This window comes from Bradyrhizobium jicamae (genome assembly GCF_018130215.1).
In the GTDB taxonomy this organism is placed as follows: domain Bacteria; phylum Pseudomonadota; class Alphaproteobacteria; order Rhizobiales; family Xanthobacteraceae; genus Bradyrhizobium; species Bradyrhizobium jicamae_A.
Window position 1 is genome coordinate 60,239 of record NZ_JAFCKQ010000004.1, and the last position, 14,109, is coordinate 74,347.

Sequence of the window (14,109 nt, forward strand, 5' to 3'; positions counted from 1 at the left end):
GAGGAAAGGCTTTTCGGGGTTTGCGCAATTCCTTCAATCGTGAAGCTTCATGTCCCGGATCACGGCTTCGGCGTCCGCCGGCGTCGGAATCAGCGGCATCGGCAGTGCGTGGCTTGTTGCGGCGGGCGTGTAGCAGAGTCCGGGCTGATTCGAAGGCTGGACGATCGCGGTCAGGCTTGCCCAGCAAACCAGAAGCCCGACGATCCAGTCGAGTGCGTTGGATGAGGTCATGGCAATATCAGCATCGGCATTGTCGTGTGCTGATGCTGCAGCCGAACGGGGGTGCGCGCAATTCGGAAGCTGCGAAGCCGGGCTTCGGCAGTGCCGAGACGAGCGGCTTGCCGCTGCTATCGCCCCTCGGTCCGCGCCCGTCGTCCTTCGATCGGGTAGGCCGGGTCGTTGAATCCCGGCGTCGAGGGATGGCCGCTCGTGACGAGGCGGTCGACCAGCGCTTCATCTTCGGCGGTGAAGCGATAGTCAAGCGCACGCATGTAATCGTCCCACTGCGCTTCGGTGCGCGGACCTGCGATGACGGCGCTCACGAACGAGGAGTTCAGCACCCACGATACGGCGAACTGCCCGGCGGTGATGCCCTTGCTCTCGGCGTGACGCTTGATCTCCTGCGCGAGCTGCAGCGATTCGGGCCGCCACTCGGTCTGCATCATCCGCTTGTCGTTGCGGCCGGCCCGGGTGTCCGCCGGCGGCGGCGCGTCGGGCGCGTATTTGCCGGTCAGCACGCCGCGCGCCAGGGGGCTGTAGGGTACGATGCCGAGCCCGTAATAGCCGCAGGCCGGAAAGTGCTCGACTTCGGGCATCCGGTTCATCGCATTGTAGTAGGGCTGGCTGACGATCGGGCGGTCGATGCCGAGCCGGTCGCAGATGTTGCAGATCTCGGCGACGCGCCAGGCACGGTAATTGGAGACGCCGAAATAGCGCACCTTGCCGGAGCGGATCAGATCGCCGAGCGCGCGCACCGTCTCGTCGAGCGGCGTCGCATGGTCTTCCTTGTGCAGGTAATAGATGTCGATGTAGTCGGTGCCGAGCCGCCTCAGGCTCTCGTCGGCGGCCTGCAACACCCAGCGCCGCGACAGCCCGCCGTGGTTCGGATCATCGCCGATCGGGTTGGCGAGCTTCGTCGCGAGGATCCAGTTCGACCGCCGGTTCGAGATCGCGCGGCCGGTGACCTCCTCGGACTTGCCGCCATTATAGGCGTCGGCACTGTCGATGAAGTTGATGCCGGCCTCGTGCGCTTTCGCAACGATCCGCGCCGAGGTGGCTTCATCCGTCGGTCCGCCGAACATCATGGTGCCCAGGCAAATCGGCGAGATTTTCAGGCCGCTGCGGCCAAGCTGGCGGTATTGCATCGGGGTATCCTCCGCTTGTCATTCCGGGCGTCCGAAGGACGAACCCGGAATCTCGAGGTTCCGGGTTCGATGCTAGCGCATTTCCCCCGGAACGACGCATCAACTCTCGTTCTTCAGAATCTTGAATACGCCGTTGGCCATCGCGATGCAGCGCTGCTCGACGGTGACCTCGGCGGTGATGAAGATCAGGCTGCGGGTCGAGCGCACAACGCGCGGGCGGGTCGTCAGGATTTCGCCGATCTTGCCGGCATCGATGAAATGGGTGTCGAGCTGCACGGTGGCAAGCGTCGGCCTGCCCGAGACGAAACGAGCCGCCATGCCGCAGGCCCGATCGGCAAAGGTCATGATCACGCCGCCCTGTACGAGACCGCGGCGATTGTGGTGCTTGTCCTCGGTGATCAGCGCGAGCTCGAGCGCACCGTCCTTCAACCGTTCCCACAACGGGCCGATCAAGGTCAGGAAGCCCGTGGTATCGGCGACCTTCCAGCCGTCGGATTTCAGTCTGTCCGCGGCCAGTTTGTCCGCAGGCTTGTTGTCCGCAGGCTTGGCCGTCATGTTTGCAGGGTCCATTGCTTGATTGATCGCGGGAGGCATGTGGTGGCAGTCATTTCATCAAACGCAGGACTGTTGTAGTCAAGATCGATGGCCCGCACATTTGACGATGCCACCCGGCGGAATATCGCAGAGCTCTGTGCCGCGTTCACGCGCCAGCTGCCTGCCGATGCGGCTCCGGCGCTGAAGCGGGCGGCGGTCGCGATCGCGCTGACCGAGAGCGATGACGGCCACGGCACCGCCTTCCTGCTCACCCGCCGCAGCGCCAGCCTGCGTGCCCATCGTGCGCAATGGGCGCTGCCGGGCGGACGCTGCGATGCCGGCGAGACCCCGGTTCAGGCCGCGCTGCGCGAACTGCACGAGGAGCTTGGCCTCGCGCTCGCCGAGCATGCCTTGCTCGGCATGCTCGACGATTATCCGACGCGCTCCGGATATCTGATCACGCCGGTCGTGGTGTGGGCGGGGAAACGCGCTGCGATCACGCCGAACCCGGACGAGGTCGCGTCCGTTCATCGCATCGGGCTCGATGCAGTCGAGGCCGACGGCGCGTTCAGCTTCGTCTCGATCCCCGAGAGCACGCGGCGCGTGATCCGCTTCCGCCTCGCCGGCCAGCAGATCCATGCCCCGACCGCCGCGCTGATCTATCAGTTCCGCGAGGTGCTCGCCGGGCGTAACACCCGCGTCGCCGATCTGGAGCAGCCGGTGTTCGCGTGGAAGTAGCAGGAAACGCCGCTGCGGCATCGCGGCGCGCACGGCCACTGGAAATCCGGGCTGACTTCGCGTCGCCGCTTGATACAACGGAATCATGCGCTCGCAATTGATTCGCCTCTCGCATGGATTCGTCGCGCTCGCGTTGACCGCGGGAGCCCCGTCCGTATTGGCCGGCGAGGCCAACGGTCTGCCGCCGCAGACCGCCAACGCGATGGCGCAGGGGGCATCGCCGCTGGCGATCATGGACTATCGCCGCAAGCTGCAGGAATACCAGGAGGCGCGCGCCGCGTTCGAGCAGGAGGCAGGCGCCTATTGGAGCGCGATCGCCGACAAGCGGCGCACCCGCAACGCCAAGCGGCGCGACCGTGTGCAGATCACGCTCGACGATTACGTGCTGGAGCAGCCGCCGGTCTATCGGGGGCCGAAGCGGCCGGTGAATCCGGAGCCGGAAGAGGAGGAGGGCAAGCCGCGCCCGCGCAAGACGATCCCGGTGGTCGCAGATTTGATCCAGGCCGCAGCCGAGCAGTTCCAGTTCGCGCCGCAGCGGCCGGCCAGCGAGATGGAGTTCAAGCGCGCCTATGCCCGCTATGCGCGCACGGCCGGCCTGACGCCGGAGCAGGCGGTGCGGGTCTATTCGTTCGAGACCGGCGGCACCGGCAATTACGACGTGCAGTCGGGCATCGAGCATGGCGGCAAACGCGCCATTTCCACCGCGGTCGGCTACAACCAGCTGCTCACCACCAACAGCGTCGAGCTGATGGCCGAGCAGGGCCACGAATTCGTGCGGGAACTCGCCGAGCGGGTCGCGGCCACCAGTGGCCCGGCGCGCAAGGCGATGGAGCACAAGCTCGCGGTGCTGAAGAAGATGGTCGCGTTCACGCGCAGCGTGCCGGACGACTGGTCGGCGCATGAGCGGCTTGCCGACACGGCGCAGGGCTGGGCTGTTCATGCCATGGTGCTCGACATCGACGTCGGCCCGATGCTGCAGACGCACAAGCTCCTGACCTCGGTGCTGTTCGCCCGCGCCAAGGGCTACAACCGGCCGCTCACCGCCGCCGAGCTCGAGATGATGAACCTGACCGGCGACGGCACCGGGTTCGACATGGTGACCATGCCGCAGGCGATGCGCGAGCAGGTGCCGACCGCGAACTTCTTCCAGCGCTCCGGCTATGAGCGCAACCCGGTCGCGATCCGCCACAACACGGTGGCGAAGCTGCTCGCGGTCACCGACGAGCGGATGGATTTCAACAGCAACAAGCCCGGCGCGAAGGAACTCGCGTCGGCATTCTGATCGTTCAGGGGAGGATTGCCGATCTGCTCGCGATCAATTCGATCCGAACATGAATTTGCCGTTGCCCTCGAGATAGGGACCGGAGCGCATGTAGAGCTGGCCGTTCTCGCCGATAAAGAACAGCGTGCCCTTCGGCACTTTCTTGGCGCCCTTCAAAAGGGTGCCGGCATTGCTGGTGCCCATCTTGTAGGCGAATGTCTTGCCATCCTTGCCGTAGGCATAGCCCATGTCGGGCTTCAGCTCCCACGGCGTGGCCTCTTGCGCGAACGCCGACGTGGTCAACACGGTGAAGGCAGCCGCCAAAATCGTTCTGCTGAAAAAATTCGTCATGTTCATCCTCCCGACCGAAAAAAACGGAATCGTCGCGCCGTCTTGAACAAATCACGAACGCAACTCGGCCGTCAATACGACGATCGGGGCAGACATCACTCACGCTTGTCCGCGACATTGTGATTTTCCGGATCATCCATCGCGACTATGTTCGCGTTTCCGTCTACAAGCATTCATTGCCAGAAACACATTGGGGATGATTCGGATGAGCCACGTCATGAAGATCGGTCTCGGTGTTGCACTGTCGTTCATGATGCTGGCTTCGGTCGCGCATGCGGACGAGTTCAAGCTCTCCAACAACCAGCGGATTTCCTGCAGCCGCGGCCTGTCCGCCGGCAAGCTCAACACTGCGACCTGCAAGTCCTACGCTTATCTGTTCAACGCCAAGACTTCGGAATATTTCCGTTGCCAGGTGTCGCTGGCGCTGACGCGGGACAACAAGGAGGTCATCAACGTCCAGGCTGACGGCGGCTGCACCAAGAAGCCGCGCATTTTCGAAACCGACGGCAATTATTCGTTCGATGCCACCGAGACCGAACCGCCGAACACCAATTCGTTCTTCGGCCCCGGCGGTTATGCGATCTGGGCGAGTGACAACAACAGCCAGAAGATCCGCGGCTGCATCACCATCTCGTCAGGCCTCGGCTCCGACATCTCCAAGTGCCTGGACATGACGTTTCAGTGACGGCGGCCCGGGGCGGGTGACGCGCAGGTCGCGCCCGGGCCTGGCTCGACCGTCATCAAGCCGACGGCTCCTTTTCGGCGGCAAGCTGCAGGCGTGATCGTGCGAACTTCCTCACGCCCATCGGCTTGCCGAACAGGTAGCCCTGGACCAGATCGAAATCCAGGTCGTGCGCGGCGAGATAATCGGTGCGTGTCTCGACGCCCTGGGCCACGACGCGGGCGCCGTTGTCGTGGGCCAGCTCGACGATCCGGCGACACACCGTCTGCCTCAGGCGATGATCGGCACAGCCCGAGACGAACTGACGGTCGACCTTCAGTTCGACGAAGGGAAAGGTCTGCAGTCCCAACAGGGATGGCCAGTTCGCGCCGACATTGTCGATCGAGATCGCGATGTTGTGCAGGCGTACGCGTCGCGCGACGTCGATCGCAAGGTCCAGATTGTCGACCACTTCGGAGCTGTCGATCTCGATCAGCAGACCGGCGAAGGCGGCATGCTCCGGCATCCGGCGACACAGCTCGCCGACCGCATCGGGATCTGCGAGAAAGGAGATCGGCAGGTTGATCGAGAGATCGACCGGCCCCTTCTGCTCCAGCAGGTAGCGCCAGTCCTCGATCGCCCGATCGATGACGAATTCGGACAGCGCCTGGAAATGCGGATCGTCGTCGCCGGGGATGAAATAGGCCGGCGGAACGATGCCCCACGCCGGATGTCGCATCCGGATCAGCGCCTCCGCGCCATGAGGGGCCAGTGTCCGCAGATGGATCTTCTGCTGATACCAGAGCTCGAGCCAGCCCGCCTTCAGTGCCTCGGGCACGTCGACCGCGGGGCTCGGCACCGGCTCAACCGGAAGGAGCGAGGCAACACTGGCGCGAAGGGTTCCGGCGCCGAACGGCGTCTGCAATGCAGGCAGCATCGCGATACCGTACTCATCGCCAATCTGCCTGACCGCCTTGACGATGATGGAGTCCGGCTGGCCGATCACCAGCACCTTGCCGTCATAGTCCTTTCTCACCAAAGTCTCGAGAATTTTACTGACTTCGATGCCGTCCATGGAGACGCCGAGCACCAGAAGATCGGGTCGCTCGGCGTCCAATACGCCGTCGAGTTCGGTTGCCTGGCCGCATTCGCTGGTGATGAAGCCGAGATCCTCCAGCGCATCGGCAAGGAAGGTCCGAAGGTGCTTTTTGCTGTCCGCGATGCAGGCGCGCGGCGTCAGCTTGCGCTGCCCGAACCAGCCGGCTCGCGCGTGTCCGATATGACTGATGTGATTCATGCCCGCCTTGTCCGCAATAGCCCCGACGGATTCGTACATCGGTGCGGCAGCGGCAATCATGGAAATTTCGGGACTATACATGCATTGCTTCGCTAACCTTAAGGCCGCGAATTCGAATCAAATTGCGACGGAAAAGCCGCGGAACGTGACTGAGGCGCCTGCAACGAATGCGTCATCCGGCGTTCATGTGCGCGACTGGACGATTTGCGATCGATCCCGGGCCGCGTGCTCCGATGTGTCATCGGGAGACGGCGTTAATGTCTGTGTTGAGGCGCCGATGCAGGCGCGTTTCTGCACCATTGTCGCACAATTGTTGTGCCGCGTGATCGCGCGCTATCCCCTCGTCGCTGTCTGTCCGGGTCTCTGCAATGTCTCCGCTATCAATGCGCAACAGCCGAGCAGTCCGGCAACTGCGACGGCCGCCAGGAACAGGAACGCTGCGCCGTAACCGGGGTGGACGATGATAATCGGCTACCGACGTGCTCAGCGCGTCGCCGACGCAATCGAGCAGCTGCACATCACGATGAGTGTATGCAAAACGCGCAGCCCGCGTGGAGTGAACTCGCAATCCGGGAACAGCAGGCCGGTTTTCGCTGGCGCTCCATCGGTGCTCCGGTCATAACGACAACAAACAAGGGAGAACAATCGATGGATCGGCTCAAGGGCAAGGTTGCGATGGTGGTCGGCGCGGGTTCGATCGGGCCCGGCTGGGGCAATGGCAAGGCAACCGCGGTGACGTTCGCGCGCGAGGGCGCCAGCGTATTCTGCGTCGATCGTAACGGGACGGCGGCCGAAGAGACGGTGAAGATCATCACCGACGAAGGCGGCAAGGCGACAGCATTCACGGCCGATGTCGCCCGCGCCGCGGAGGTCGAGGCGATGGTCGGGGCGTGCCTTGCGGCCTACGGCCGCATCGATGTGCTCGATAACAATGTCGGTATCGCCGAGGTCGGCAGCGTCGTCGAAGTGGCGGAAGCGGAGTGGGACCGTGTCTTCGCAGTCAACCTCAAGAGCGCCTATCTTTCCATGAAGCACGTCATTCCCGTGATGATCAAGCAGGGCGGCGGCTCGATCATCAACATCTCCTCGATCGCCTCGATCCGCCATGTCGGCATCTCCTATGTCAGCTACAATGCGAGCAAGGCGGCGATGAACCAGATGACGCGCACCACGGCCGTCGAGTTCGCAGCAAGGCACGTGCGCGTCAACGCAATCCTGCCGGGGCTGATGAAGACGCCGATGGTCGCGCACTCGGCCGGGCTGGCGCAAAGCTACGCCAAGGGCGATGTGGAGGCGATGTGGCGCGCGCGCGATGCGCAGGTGCCGATGGGGCATATGGGCGATGCCTGGGATGTCGCAAATGCCGCGCTGTACCTCGCCTCCGACGAATCGAAATATGTCACCGGCATCGAGCTGGTGGTCGACGGCGGCATCACCTGCAAGTCGGGCGCCTGACCCGCCGGAGGCGTTGTCGAGCGAGGCGCATACCGGTTCGCGTGAAGCAAACGCGCCAGGATCAAAGGCGCTGATCATGCTTCGGCGCTGATCTCGGCGCGGTCGAGTTCACTCTCCACCAGGTGGAAGGCGTCGTCGCCGATCGCCTCGACGTGGCGCAGCTTCAGCAACGCAACGCGGGCAGCGGCGATGGCGCGGCGGCGCAGCGGATCGGCCGGAAGCTCGCTCGAGGCCACGCCGCCGTCGGGTTCGGCCTCGGCGCGCAGCAGCACCGCGCGGTATTCGAGCCGGAGGATCTCTGCCTCCTCGGAGGGATCGGCGTCGATTGCGTCGAGCGCTGCCCGAAAGGCGACGCTGCGGGCGTGCGCGGCCTCGCCCGCGACCGGATCGTCATCATCGAACTTGAGTGCCAGGATCAGTGGCCGCAGCGTCAGACCCTGAATCACCAGCGAGCCCAGCACCACGGCAAAGGCCGTCAGCAGAATCAGGTCGCGATACGGAAAATACTCGGGCAGCGCAAAGGCGGCCGCAAGCGTAACGATCCCGCGCATCCCGCACCATGACACGATGACGTTGCGTCGCAACGACGGCACGGCGGTCACCACGTAGTGGGGAAGCAGGCCGCGCGCCTTCAGGGCGCGCAGGAACGCGCCGTAGGACATCACCCAGGCAATGCGGACGAGGATCACGATGCCGAGGATGGCCGCCGCAAAGCTGCAATATTTGAACCGCACGTCGGCGTCGAGTTCCGACCAGATCGGGCGCAACTGCATGCCGATCAGCATGAAAGCCAGAACGTTGAGCACGAAGACGACGGTTTCCCACACCGTATAGGACGACACGCGCAGCTGTGCCGATGTGCGGGCCGGCGCGGTGCGGGCGATCGTGATCGCATAGGCAATGATGGTGAGGATGCCGGACAGGCCGACACGCTCGGCCACGATCCACACCATGAAAGTGCCGCCGAATTGCGTGATGATCGCGCTTGGCGCCTCGGTGATTCGGCGCGTGATCATCATCCAGACCTGCGCGAACAAATAGCCGGCGGCGAGGCTTCCGACCAGCGCAACCGTCAGGGACGGCACGAACTCGCCGATCTTCATGTGCTCGGCGGCGACGAGGCCGACAGCGACGCGATAGATCAGCAGCGAGCTGGCGTCGTTGAGCAGGCTTTCGCCCTCGAGAATCTTCTGGATCCGGTAGGGCAGCTTGACCTGGCGCAGGATCGCGGTAGCGGCGGCGGCGTCGGGCGGGGCGACGATGGCGCCGAGCGCGATCGCGACCGGCCAGGGCATATCCGGGCGGAGCCAGTGCGCGGTCACCGCGACGGCAACGGTCGTGATGCCGACCGCGGCCAGCACGAGCGTCGATACCGGCAACCAGTTGTTGCGCAGATCGCGCAGCGAGGTGTCGAAGGCGGCATCGAGCAGCACCGGAGCGACGAACAGGGCCAGCGCCAGCTTCGGTTCCAGCGCCCAGGACGGGCCCGAGGGCAGGAAGGCCAGCAGCATGCCGCCGATCGCGAGGAAGGTCGGGTAGGGCACCTTGATCCGCCGCGCCATTGCCGACAGCGCGACGGCGGCCAGCAAAAGGGCGATGATCCACTCGAATGTCAGCAAGACGAAACCCCGATACAGCCGATTGTCGCCATTGACGTATAATCCAGCGTGTGGTTTTGCGGCAAATGCCGCGCCGTCGGGTGACGCGCTGCTTGATATGCTGAAGCGCAGGAGAAGGCCGCCCTGTCGGCGATTGTGATGCGACAAAACCGTCGAAACCTCGCCGTGGCGCTGCTCGGGCTTTGCCTGTCCTGCGTGCTCGCAGCCGGCGCCGCGCGCGCGACGGGCAGCGAGCCGGGCAAGGATATCCAGGCCGATCCGGCGCCCTGCGTTGCCGCGGCTGCGGCTGGTGACGACGACAGGACCATCGAAGTCTGCGGTGAACTGGTCGCCAGCGAAAAGGCGTCGAGGCCCGATCGCGCCAAGGCGGTGACGGCACGCGCCGCGGCCTTCGAGCGCAGGCAGATGATCGATCGCGCGATCGCCGACTACGACACCGCCCTCAGGCTCGATCCGACTCTGGCCGACGCGCATAATGCACGTGGCGAGCTCTGGCGCAGGAAGGGTGATCGGCCGAAGGCGATCGCGGATTTCGGCGCGGCGCTCAAGCTCAATCCCGATCATGCCGCCGCCAGGGCCAACTACAAGTCGCTGTCGCTGGAGCTGGAGCGCATGGGCGCCATGATGGCGGTCGCCGGCAAGCCCAGCTTCGATTGCCGCAAGGCGCGCCGCGCCGTGGAGAAGGCAATCTGCGCCAATCCCGAGCTCGCCGATCTCGATCGAGAGATCGGTGCATCGACCTTTCGCGCGGTGCGCGAGGCGCAGAACCCGCGTCAGGCGCGCGAATTGCAGCTCGATCAGGATCAGTTCATCGCCCGCCGCAATGCCGAGTTCGGCAAGGCCGGTTACGATCTGCAGAAAGCCATGCGCGAGCGGCTGCTGCGGATCAATGGAGCCGACGGATACTAGTGCTAACGTCGGTGTGATTTCGGCTTGAAACGCTCCCGCTTCCCGTGACAATGGCGGGCAAAGATGCGCGGACGCGCAGGGAGAAACGCCATGAGCATCCAGCACGAGAGCCGGTATCATGAGGTGTATGCCCGCTCGCTTCGGGACCCGGAGGGGTTTTGGGCGGAAGCGGCGCGCGAGATCGATTGGGTCGAGCCGGCGAGGAAGGTCTTCGACCCTGCGACGGGTTCGTATGGCCGCTGGTTCACCGGCGCCGTGGTCAACACCTGCTACAATGCGCTGGATCGCCATGTCGGCGGCGGCCGCGCCAACCAACTCGCGCTGATCCATGATTCGCCGCTCACCAACACCATCACGAAGTTCACCTATTCGGAGCTGCTGAAGGAGGTGAAGACGCTCGCCGCGGTGATGCTGGATTTCGGCGTGACCAAGGGCGACCGCGTCATCCTTTATATGCCGATGGTGCCGGAGGCCGTGGTCGCTATGCTGGCCTGCGCACGGATCGGCGCCGTGCACAGCGTGGTGTTCGGTGGCTTTGCGGCGAAGGAGCTGGCGACCCGAATCGACGACGCCAAGCCGAAGCTGATCTTCTCGGCAAGTTGCGGGATCGAGCCAGGGCGCGTCGTGCAGTACAAGCCACTGCTCGACGAGGCGATCAAGCTCGCGAGCGCGAAGCCGGAGGCCTGCATCATCCTGCAGCGGCCACAGCATGGGTGCGACCTCGCCGCGGGCCGCGATCACGACTGGGAGAGCCTGCGCCGTGCTGCTCTCGCTGCCGGCAAGGCCGCGCCCTGCGCGCCGGTTCTCGCGACCGACCCGCTCTACATTCTCTACACTTCGGGTACCACGGGAATCCCGAAGGGCGTGGTGCGCGACAATGGCGGCCATCTCGTCGCGCTGAAATGGTCGATATACAATCTTTATGGCGTGAAGCCGGGCGAGGTGTGGTGGTGCGCCTCCGACATCGGCTGGGTCGTCGGTCACAGCTACATCGTCTATGGCCCGCTAATCCACGGCGCGACCTCGATCATGTATGAGGGCAAGCCGGTCGGCACGCCCGATGCCGGCGCATTCTGGCGTGTCATCAGCGAGCACAAGGCGGTCGCGCTGTTCACCGCGCCCACGGCGTTCCGCGCCATTCGCAAGGAAGACCCGGACGGCAAGTTCATCCGCCAGTACGATCTCTCGAAATTCCGCACGCTGTTCCTGGCCGGCGAGCGCGCCGATCCGCCGACTGTGGAGTGGGCCGAGCGGCAGCTCAAGGTGCCTGTCATCGATCATTGGTGGCAGACCGAGACAGGCTGGTGCATCGCCGGCAATCCGGTGGGGTTAGGCCAGCTGCCGGTCAAGCATGGCTCGCCGACGGTGCCGATGCCGGGCTATCAGGTCGATGTGGTCGACGAGGCGGCAAAGCCGGTGCCGGCAGGCACCATGGGCTCGATCGTGATCAAGCTGCCGATGCCGCCGGCCTGCCTGCCGACCCTGTGGCAGCAGGAAGAGCGCTTCAAAGAGGCGTATCTCTCGGAATTCCCCGGCTACTACAAGACGTCGGATGCCGGTTACAAGGACGAGGACGGCTATGTCTGGGTGATGGGCCGCACCGATGACATCATCAATGTCGCCGGCCACCGGCTCTCGACCGGCGGCATGGAAGAGATCCTTGCATCGCATCCGGACGTCGCCGAATGCGCGGTGCTCGGCATCACGGACCCGATCAAGGGCGAGGTGCCCTGCGGCTTCCTGGTGCTGAAGGCCGGCGTGATCAAGCCGCCTGCCGAGGTCGAGAAGGAGGTCGTGGCGCTGGTGCGCGAGAAGCTCGGCCCGGTCGCCGCGTTCAAGCTCGCGATCACGGTGGCGCGGCTGCCGAAGACGCGCTCGGGCAAGATCCTGCGCGGCACCATCAAGAAGATCGCCGACGGCGAGCCCTGGACCATGCCGGCGACGATCGAGGACCCGAAGGTCCTCGACGAGATCGGCGACGCACTGAAGGGGAAAGTGTAGCCCTCTTGCCTCGCCCGCTTGCGGGGAGAGGCCGGATTGCATGGCAATGCAATCCGGGTGAGGGGGTCTCCGCGCACGCGTTGCTCATTGCTCTCGCGGAAGTAGTTCCTCTCCCCGCAAGGGCGGGGCGAGGGGGACGACGACCGCCTACTGCTTCACCAGCGTCGCCACCGTGACGTGCGGCCAGCTCAGCCCGTTGAAGTTCAGCAGCACGGTCTGGCTGTATTGCAGCTGGTGCTTGATCGCGCCGTTGGCTTCACGGACGATTTCGATCCAGAAGATCGCATCGACCTCGGCCGCATTCGCGTTCGGACCGCCGCCTGCGCCCTGCAGGAACGCGATGTTCGAGGTGCCGCCGCCCGTGGTCGGCGGGTTCAGCGGGTTGGTCGATACGCGCAGCACCGTGGTGCCGATGATCGTGTGTCCGGCAAGCGCCGCCGACAACACGCTGTTGGGATTGTCGACCATCGCCTGCGTGACGTGCGGGATGTCGGCGTGCGGCGTCCGGAACTGGCTCGGCGTGGACAGATTGCTCTCCGGAAACTGGATCTTGTTGTTCGGATTGCCGATCGTGAACGGCGTGATGCTGACCGGATGGATCTCCGGGCCGCTGTTGGTCGAGGAACTGGAGCCCTGCGCGACCAGCGAAGTGCCATGCGGGATATTGGCCAGGCGCGCAACTGTCGTCGGGTCGCTCGGATTGGTGGTGGCCGGCGCGGTGAGCCAGAGTCCCGGCTCGATGTGGATGCCGGCGAGCTTGTGGTTCGGGCCGAGCACGTGCGCGTCCTGGATCTGCTGCAGGTAGCGGATACCGTGCAGGTTGATGTCGTTCTGCAGCAGGCCGCGATTCGGGATGTCGCCGGGAATCTCGTCGAACTGCAGCGTCTCGATCGTCTCGTTCAATTCCAGGAAGCGATCCTGCGAACCGTGGAACGGCCGCCAGATCTGATTGAAGCCGCGGCCCTTCCACGTGCCCGGCAACATTGCCAGCGGACCCAGCAGGCTGCGCATGCGGACAGGCGTTGCCTGAAACTCTGCCTCTGACCCTTGTTCGATCCGCCCGGACACTGAAGTGAGTTGGAAATCCTGCAAGACGTCCATCGTGAAAGCTCCATCGTTGAAGGCCGAAACTCGTTGCTCCGCCGGATGCAACTTGGAACTGTAATCTATATGAAATTAGCATTGATGATTGAGAGATGGTTCACAATGGAGTTGCCTGCGGCAAATTTACCCGGGCGCACGGAAAGGCGCGCCCGGACAACGGCCCCGCAGCTGGCGGGCAGGCGAGGTTGGACGCAATTGGCAGCAAAATAGCCTTGATTTTGATGGATTGCGGGATCATTCCCGCGTCACACCTGATGTCGCCACGACCCATGGACCCACGGATGCGATTGATTTCCACACGCGCCCCCTTCGCCCTGCTGCTCGCGCTACCGCTGCTTGCCGGCTGCCTGGAGCGCGGGCAATCGACGGTCGCGGACAGCATGGGCGACGATGATCAATACTGCCAGGCGGGCGGCAAGGTGAAGGTCGGCTCGCCCGAGTACGTCGCCTGCCGCAAGGACCGCGACGTGCAGCGACAGAATGCCGACGCACGCGCCGATCGCAAGCAGCGCGATCTCGGCGAATACATGCTGAACCATCCGGACGTGCACTAGATGTCATGAGGAGGCGATGATGAACGAGGACGTCTTCAACAGCAGCCTTCGCGGATTCCTCAAGAAAGTCGGCATTACCTCCCAACGCGAAGTCGAGAAGGTTGTGCGCGATGCCGTCGCGGGCGGCCGGCTCAAAGGCGACGAGAAGCTCTCGGCGAAAGTTGTGCTGACCGTCGGCAGCGTCAATCTCGTTCACGAGGTATCGGGCGAGATCGAACTCGGCTGAGAGAGCTCGCCGCATCTTCGCGTGGTACTCCTGGC

At 64.3% G+C, this 14,109-nt stretch carries 15 protein-coding genes; 8 read left to right on the forward strand and 7 right to left on the reverse strand.

The genetic code is table 11. The features are described 5' to 3' along the window. Nucleotides 1–33 precede the first annotated feature (33 nt). The 3 genes from JQ586_RS07635 to JQ586_RS07645 all read right to left on the reverse strand — a co-directional run bounded on the left by JQ586_RS07635 (nt 34) and on the right by JQ586_RS07645 (nt 1,919). Nucleotides 34–231 (reverse strand): hypothetical protein, encoded by a 198-nt coding sequence (locus tag JQ586_RS07635; protein WP_212393919.1) that lies wholly within the window; start codon nt 229–231, stop codon nt 34–36. 116 nt (nt 232–347) lie between these two features. Then, a complete protein-coding gene (locus tag JQ586_RS07640) occupies nt 348–1,364 on the reverse strand; it encodes an aldo/keto reductase (RefSeq protein WP_212393920.1) in 1,017 nt (338 codons plus the stop codon). Between the two features lie 99 nt (nt 1,365–1,463). Further along, the gene (locus JQ586_RS07645; protein ID WP_212393921.1) at nt 1,464–1,919 is read right to left on the reverse strand and encodes a PaaI family thioesterase; all 456 of its coding nucleotides are present in this window, start codon (nt 1,917–1,919) and stop codon (nt 1,464–1,466) included. A gap of 87 nt (nt 1,920–2,006) precedes the next feature. Between JQ586_RS07645 and JQ586_RS07650 the strand changes: the two genes are divergently transcribed. Together JQ586_RS07650 and JQ586_RS07655 are read left to right on the forward strand one after the other, a co-directional pair. Then, entirely contained in the window at nt 2,007–2,636 is a 630-nt protein-coding gene (locus JQ586_RS07650; protein WP_212393922.1) for a CoA pyrophosphatase, read from the forward strand. Nucleotides 2,637–2,721: 85 nt separating this feature from the next. Then, entirely contained in the window at nt 2,722–3,918 is a 1,197-nt protein-coding gene (locus JQ586_RS07655; RefSeq protein WP_212393923.1) for a hypothetical protein, read from the forward strand. A 33-nt stretch (nt 3,919–3,951) separates the two neighbouring features. Here JQ586_RS07655 and JQ586_RS07660 read toward each other — a convergent pair whose 3' ends face one another. After that, on the reverse strand, nt 3,952–4,248 hold the full coding sequence (locus JQ586_RS07660; protein ID WP_212393924.1) for a hypothetical protein: 297 nt from the start codon (nt 4,246–4,248) through the stop codon (nt 3,952–3,954). Nucleotides 4,249–4,453: 205 nt separating this feature from the next. Between JQ586_RS07660 and JQ586_RS07665 the strand changes: the two genes are divergently transcribed. Further along, entirely contained in the window at nt 4,454–4,933 is a 480-nt protein-coding gene (locus JQ586_RS07665) for a hypothetical protein (protein ID WP_212393925.1), read from the forward strand. Between the two features lie 55 nt (nt 4,934–4,988). Here the strand turns inward: JQ586_RS07665 and JQ586_RS07670 are convergent, their stop codons facing one another. Then, a complete protein-coding gene (locus tag JQ586_RS07670) occupies nt 4,989–6,206 on the reverse strand; it encodes an EAL domain-containing protein (protein WP_212393926.1) in 1,218 nt (405 codons plus the stop codon). 648 nt (nt 6,207–6,854) lie between these two features. Here JQ586_RS07670 and JQ586_RS07675 point away from each other — a divergent pair. After that, a complete protein-coding gene (locus JQ586_RS07675) occupies nt 6,855–7,661 on the forward strand; it encodes an SDR family NAD(P)-dependent oxidoreductase (RefSeq protein ID WP_212393927.1) in 807 nt (268 codons plus the stop codon). A 74-nt stretch (nt 7,662–7,735) separates the two neighbouring features. On the opposite strand, the gene JQ586_RS07680 is transcribed toward JQ586_RS07675, so the two are convergent. Further along, a complete protein-coding gene (locus JQ586_RS07680) occupies nt 7,736–9,280 on the reverse strand; it encodes a sodium:proton antiporter (protein WP_212393928.1) in 1,545 nt (514 codons plus the stop codon). Between the two features lie 138 nt (nt 9,281–9,418). Between JQ586_RS07680 and JQ586_RS07685 the strand changes: the two genes are divergently transcribed. Continuing rightward, entirely contained in the window at nt 9,419–10,189 is a 771-nt protein-coding gene (locus JQ586_RS07685) for a tetratricopeptide repeat protein (protein ID WP_212393929.1), read from the forward strand. A 90-nt stretch (nt 10,190–10,279) separates the two neighbouring features. Then, entirely contained in the window at nt 10,280–12,190 is a 1,911-nt protein-coding gene (locus tag JQ586_RS07690; protein ID WP_212393930.1) for a propionyl-CoA synthetase, read from the forward strand. Nucleotides 12,191–12,337: 147 nt separating this feature from the next. Here the strand turns inward: JQ586_RS07690 and JQ586_RS07695 are convergent, their stop codons facing one another. Continuing rightward, nucleotides 12,338–13,201 (reverse strand): heme-binding protein, encoded by an 864-nt coding sequence (locus tag JQ586_RS07695; RefSeq protein ID WP_212393931.1) that lies wholly within the window; start codon nt 13,199–13,201, stop codon nt 12,338–12,340. A gap of 374 nt (nt 13,202–13,575) precedes the next feature. Here JQ586_RS07695 and JQ586_RS07700 point away from each other — a divergent pair, with 374 nt between their 5' ends. Together JQ586_RS07700 and JQ586_RS07705 are read left to right on the forward strand one after the other, a co-directional pair. Beyond that, a complete protein-coding gene (locus JQ586_RS07700; RefSeq protein ID WP_212393932.1) occupies nt 13,576–13,848 on the forward strand; it encodes a hypothetical protein in 273 nt (90 codons plus the stop codon). Nucleotides 13,849–13,867: 19 nt separating this feature from the next. Further along, a complete protein-coding gene (locus JQ586_RS07705) occupies nt 13,868–14,074 on the forward strand; it encodes a DUF6494 family protein (RefSeq protein ID WP_212393933.1) in 207 nt (68 codons plus the stop codon). Nucleotides 14,075–14,109: the final 35 nt, after the last annotated feature.

Bases quoted from the DNA above. Each gene is read 5' to 3' on its own strand.
- JQ586_RS07635 (WP_212393919.1), bottom strand. From the start codon at position 231: ATGACCTCATCCAACGCACTCGACTGGATCGTCGGGCTTCTGGTTTGC.
- JQ586_RS07640 (WP_212393920.1), bottom strand. From the start codon at position 1,364: ATGCAATACCGCCAGCTTGGCCGCAGCGGCCTGAAAATCTCGCCGATT.
- JQ586_RS07645 (WP_212393921.1), bottom strand. From the start codon at position 1,919: ATGACGGCCAAGCCTGCGGACAACAAGCCTGCGGACAAACTGGCCGCG.
- JQ586_RS07650 (WP_212393922.1), top strand. From the start codon at position 2,007: ATGGCCCGCACATTTGACGATGCCACCCGGCGGAATATCGCAGAGCTC.
- JQ586_RS07655 (WP_212393923.1), top strand. From the start codon at position 2,722: ATGCGCTCGCAATTGATTCGCCTCTCGCATGGATTCGTCGCGCTCGCG.
- JQ586_RS07660 (WP_212393924.1), bottom strand. From the start codon at position 4,248: ATGACGAATTTTTTCAGCAGAACGATTTTGGCGGCTGCCTTCACCGTG.
- JQ586_RS07665 (WP_212393925.1), top strand. From the start codon at position 4,454: ATGAGCCACGTCATGAAGATCGGTCTCGGTGTTGCACTGTCGTTCATG.
- JQ586_RS07670 (WP_212393926.1), bottom strand. From the start codon at position 6,206: ATGAATCACATCAGTCATATCGGACACGCGCGAGCCGGCTGGTTCGGG.
- JQ586_RS07675 (WP_212393927.1), top strand. From the start codon at position 6,855: ATGGATCGGCTCAAGGGCAAGGTTGCGATGGTGGTCGGCGCGGGTTCG.
- JQ586_RS07685 (WP_212393929.1), top strand. From the start codon at position 9,419: ATGCGACAAAACCGTCGAAACCTCGCCGTGGCGCTGCTCGGGCTTTGC.
- JQ586_RS07690 (WP_212393930.1), top strand. From the start codon at position 10,280: ATGAGCATCCAGCACGAGAGCCGGTATCATGAGGTGTATGCCCGCTCG.
- JQ586_RS07695 (WP_212393931.1), bottom strand. From the start codon at position 13,201: ATGCGCAGCCTGCTGGGTCCGCTGGCAATGTTGCCGGGCACGTGGAAG.
- JQ586_RS07700 (WP_212393932.1), top strand. From the start codon at position 13,576: ATGCGATTGATTTCCACACGCGCCCCCTTCGCCCTGCTGCTCGCGCTA.
- JQ586_RS07705 (WP_212393933.1), top strand. From the start codon at position 13,868: ATGAACGAGGACGTCTTCAACAGCAGCCTTCGCGGATTCCTCAAGAAA.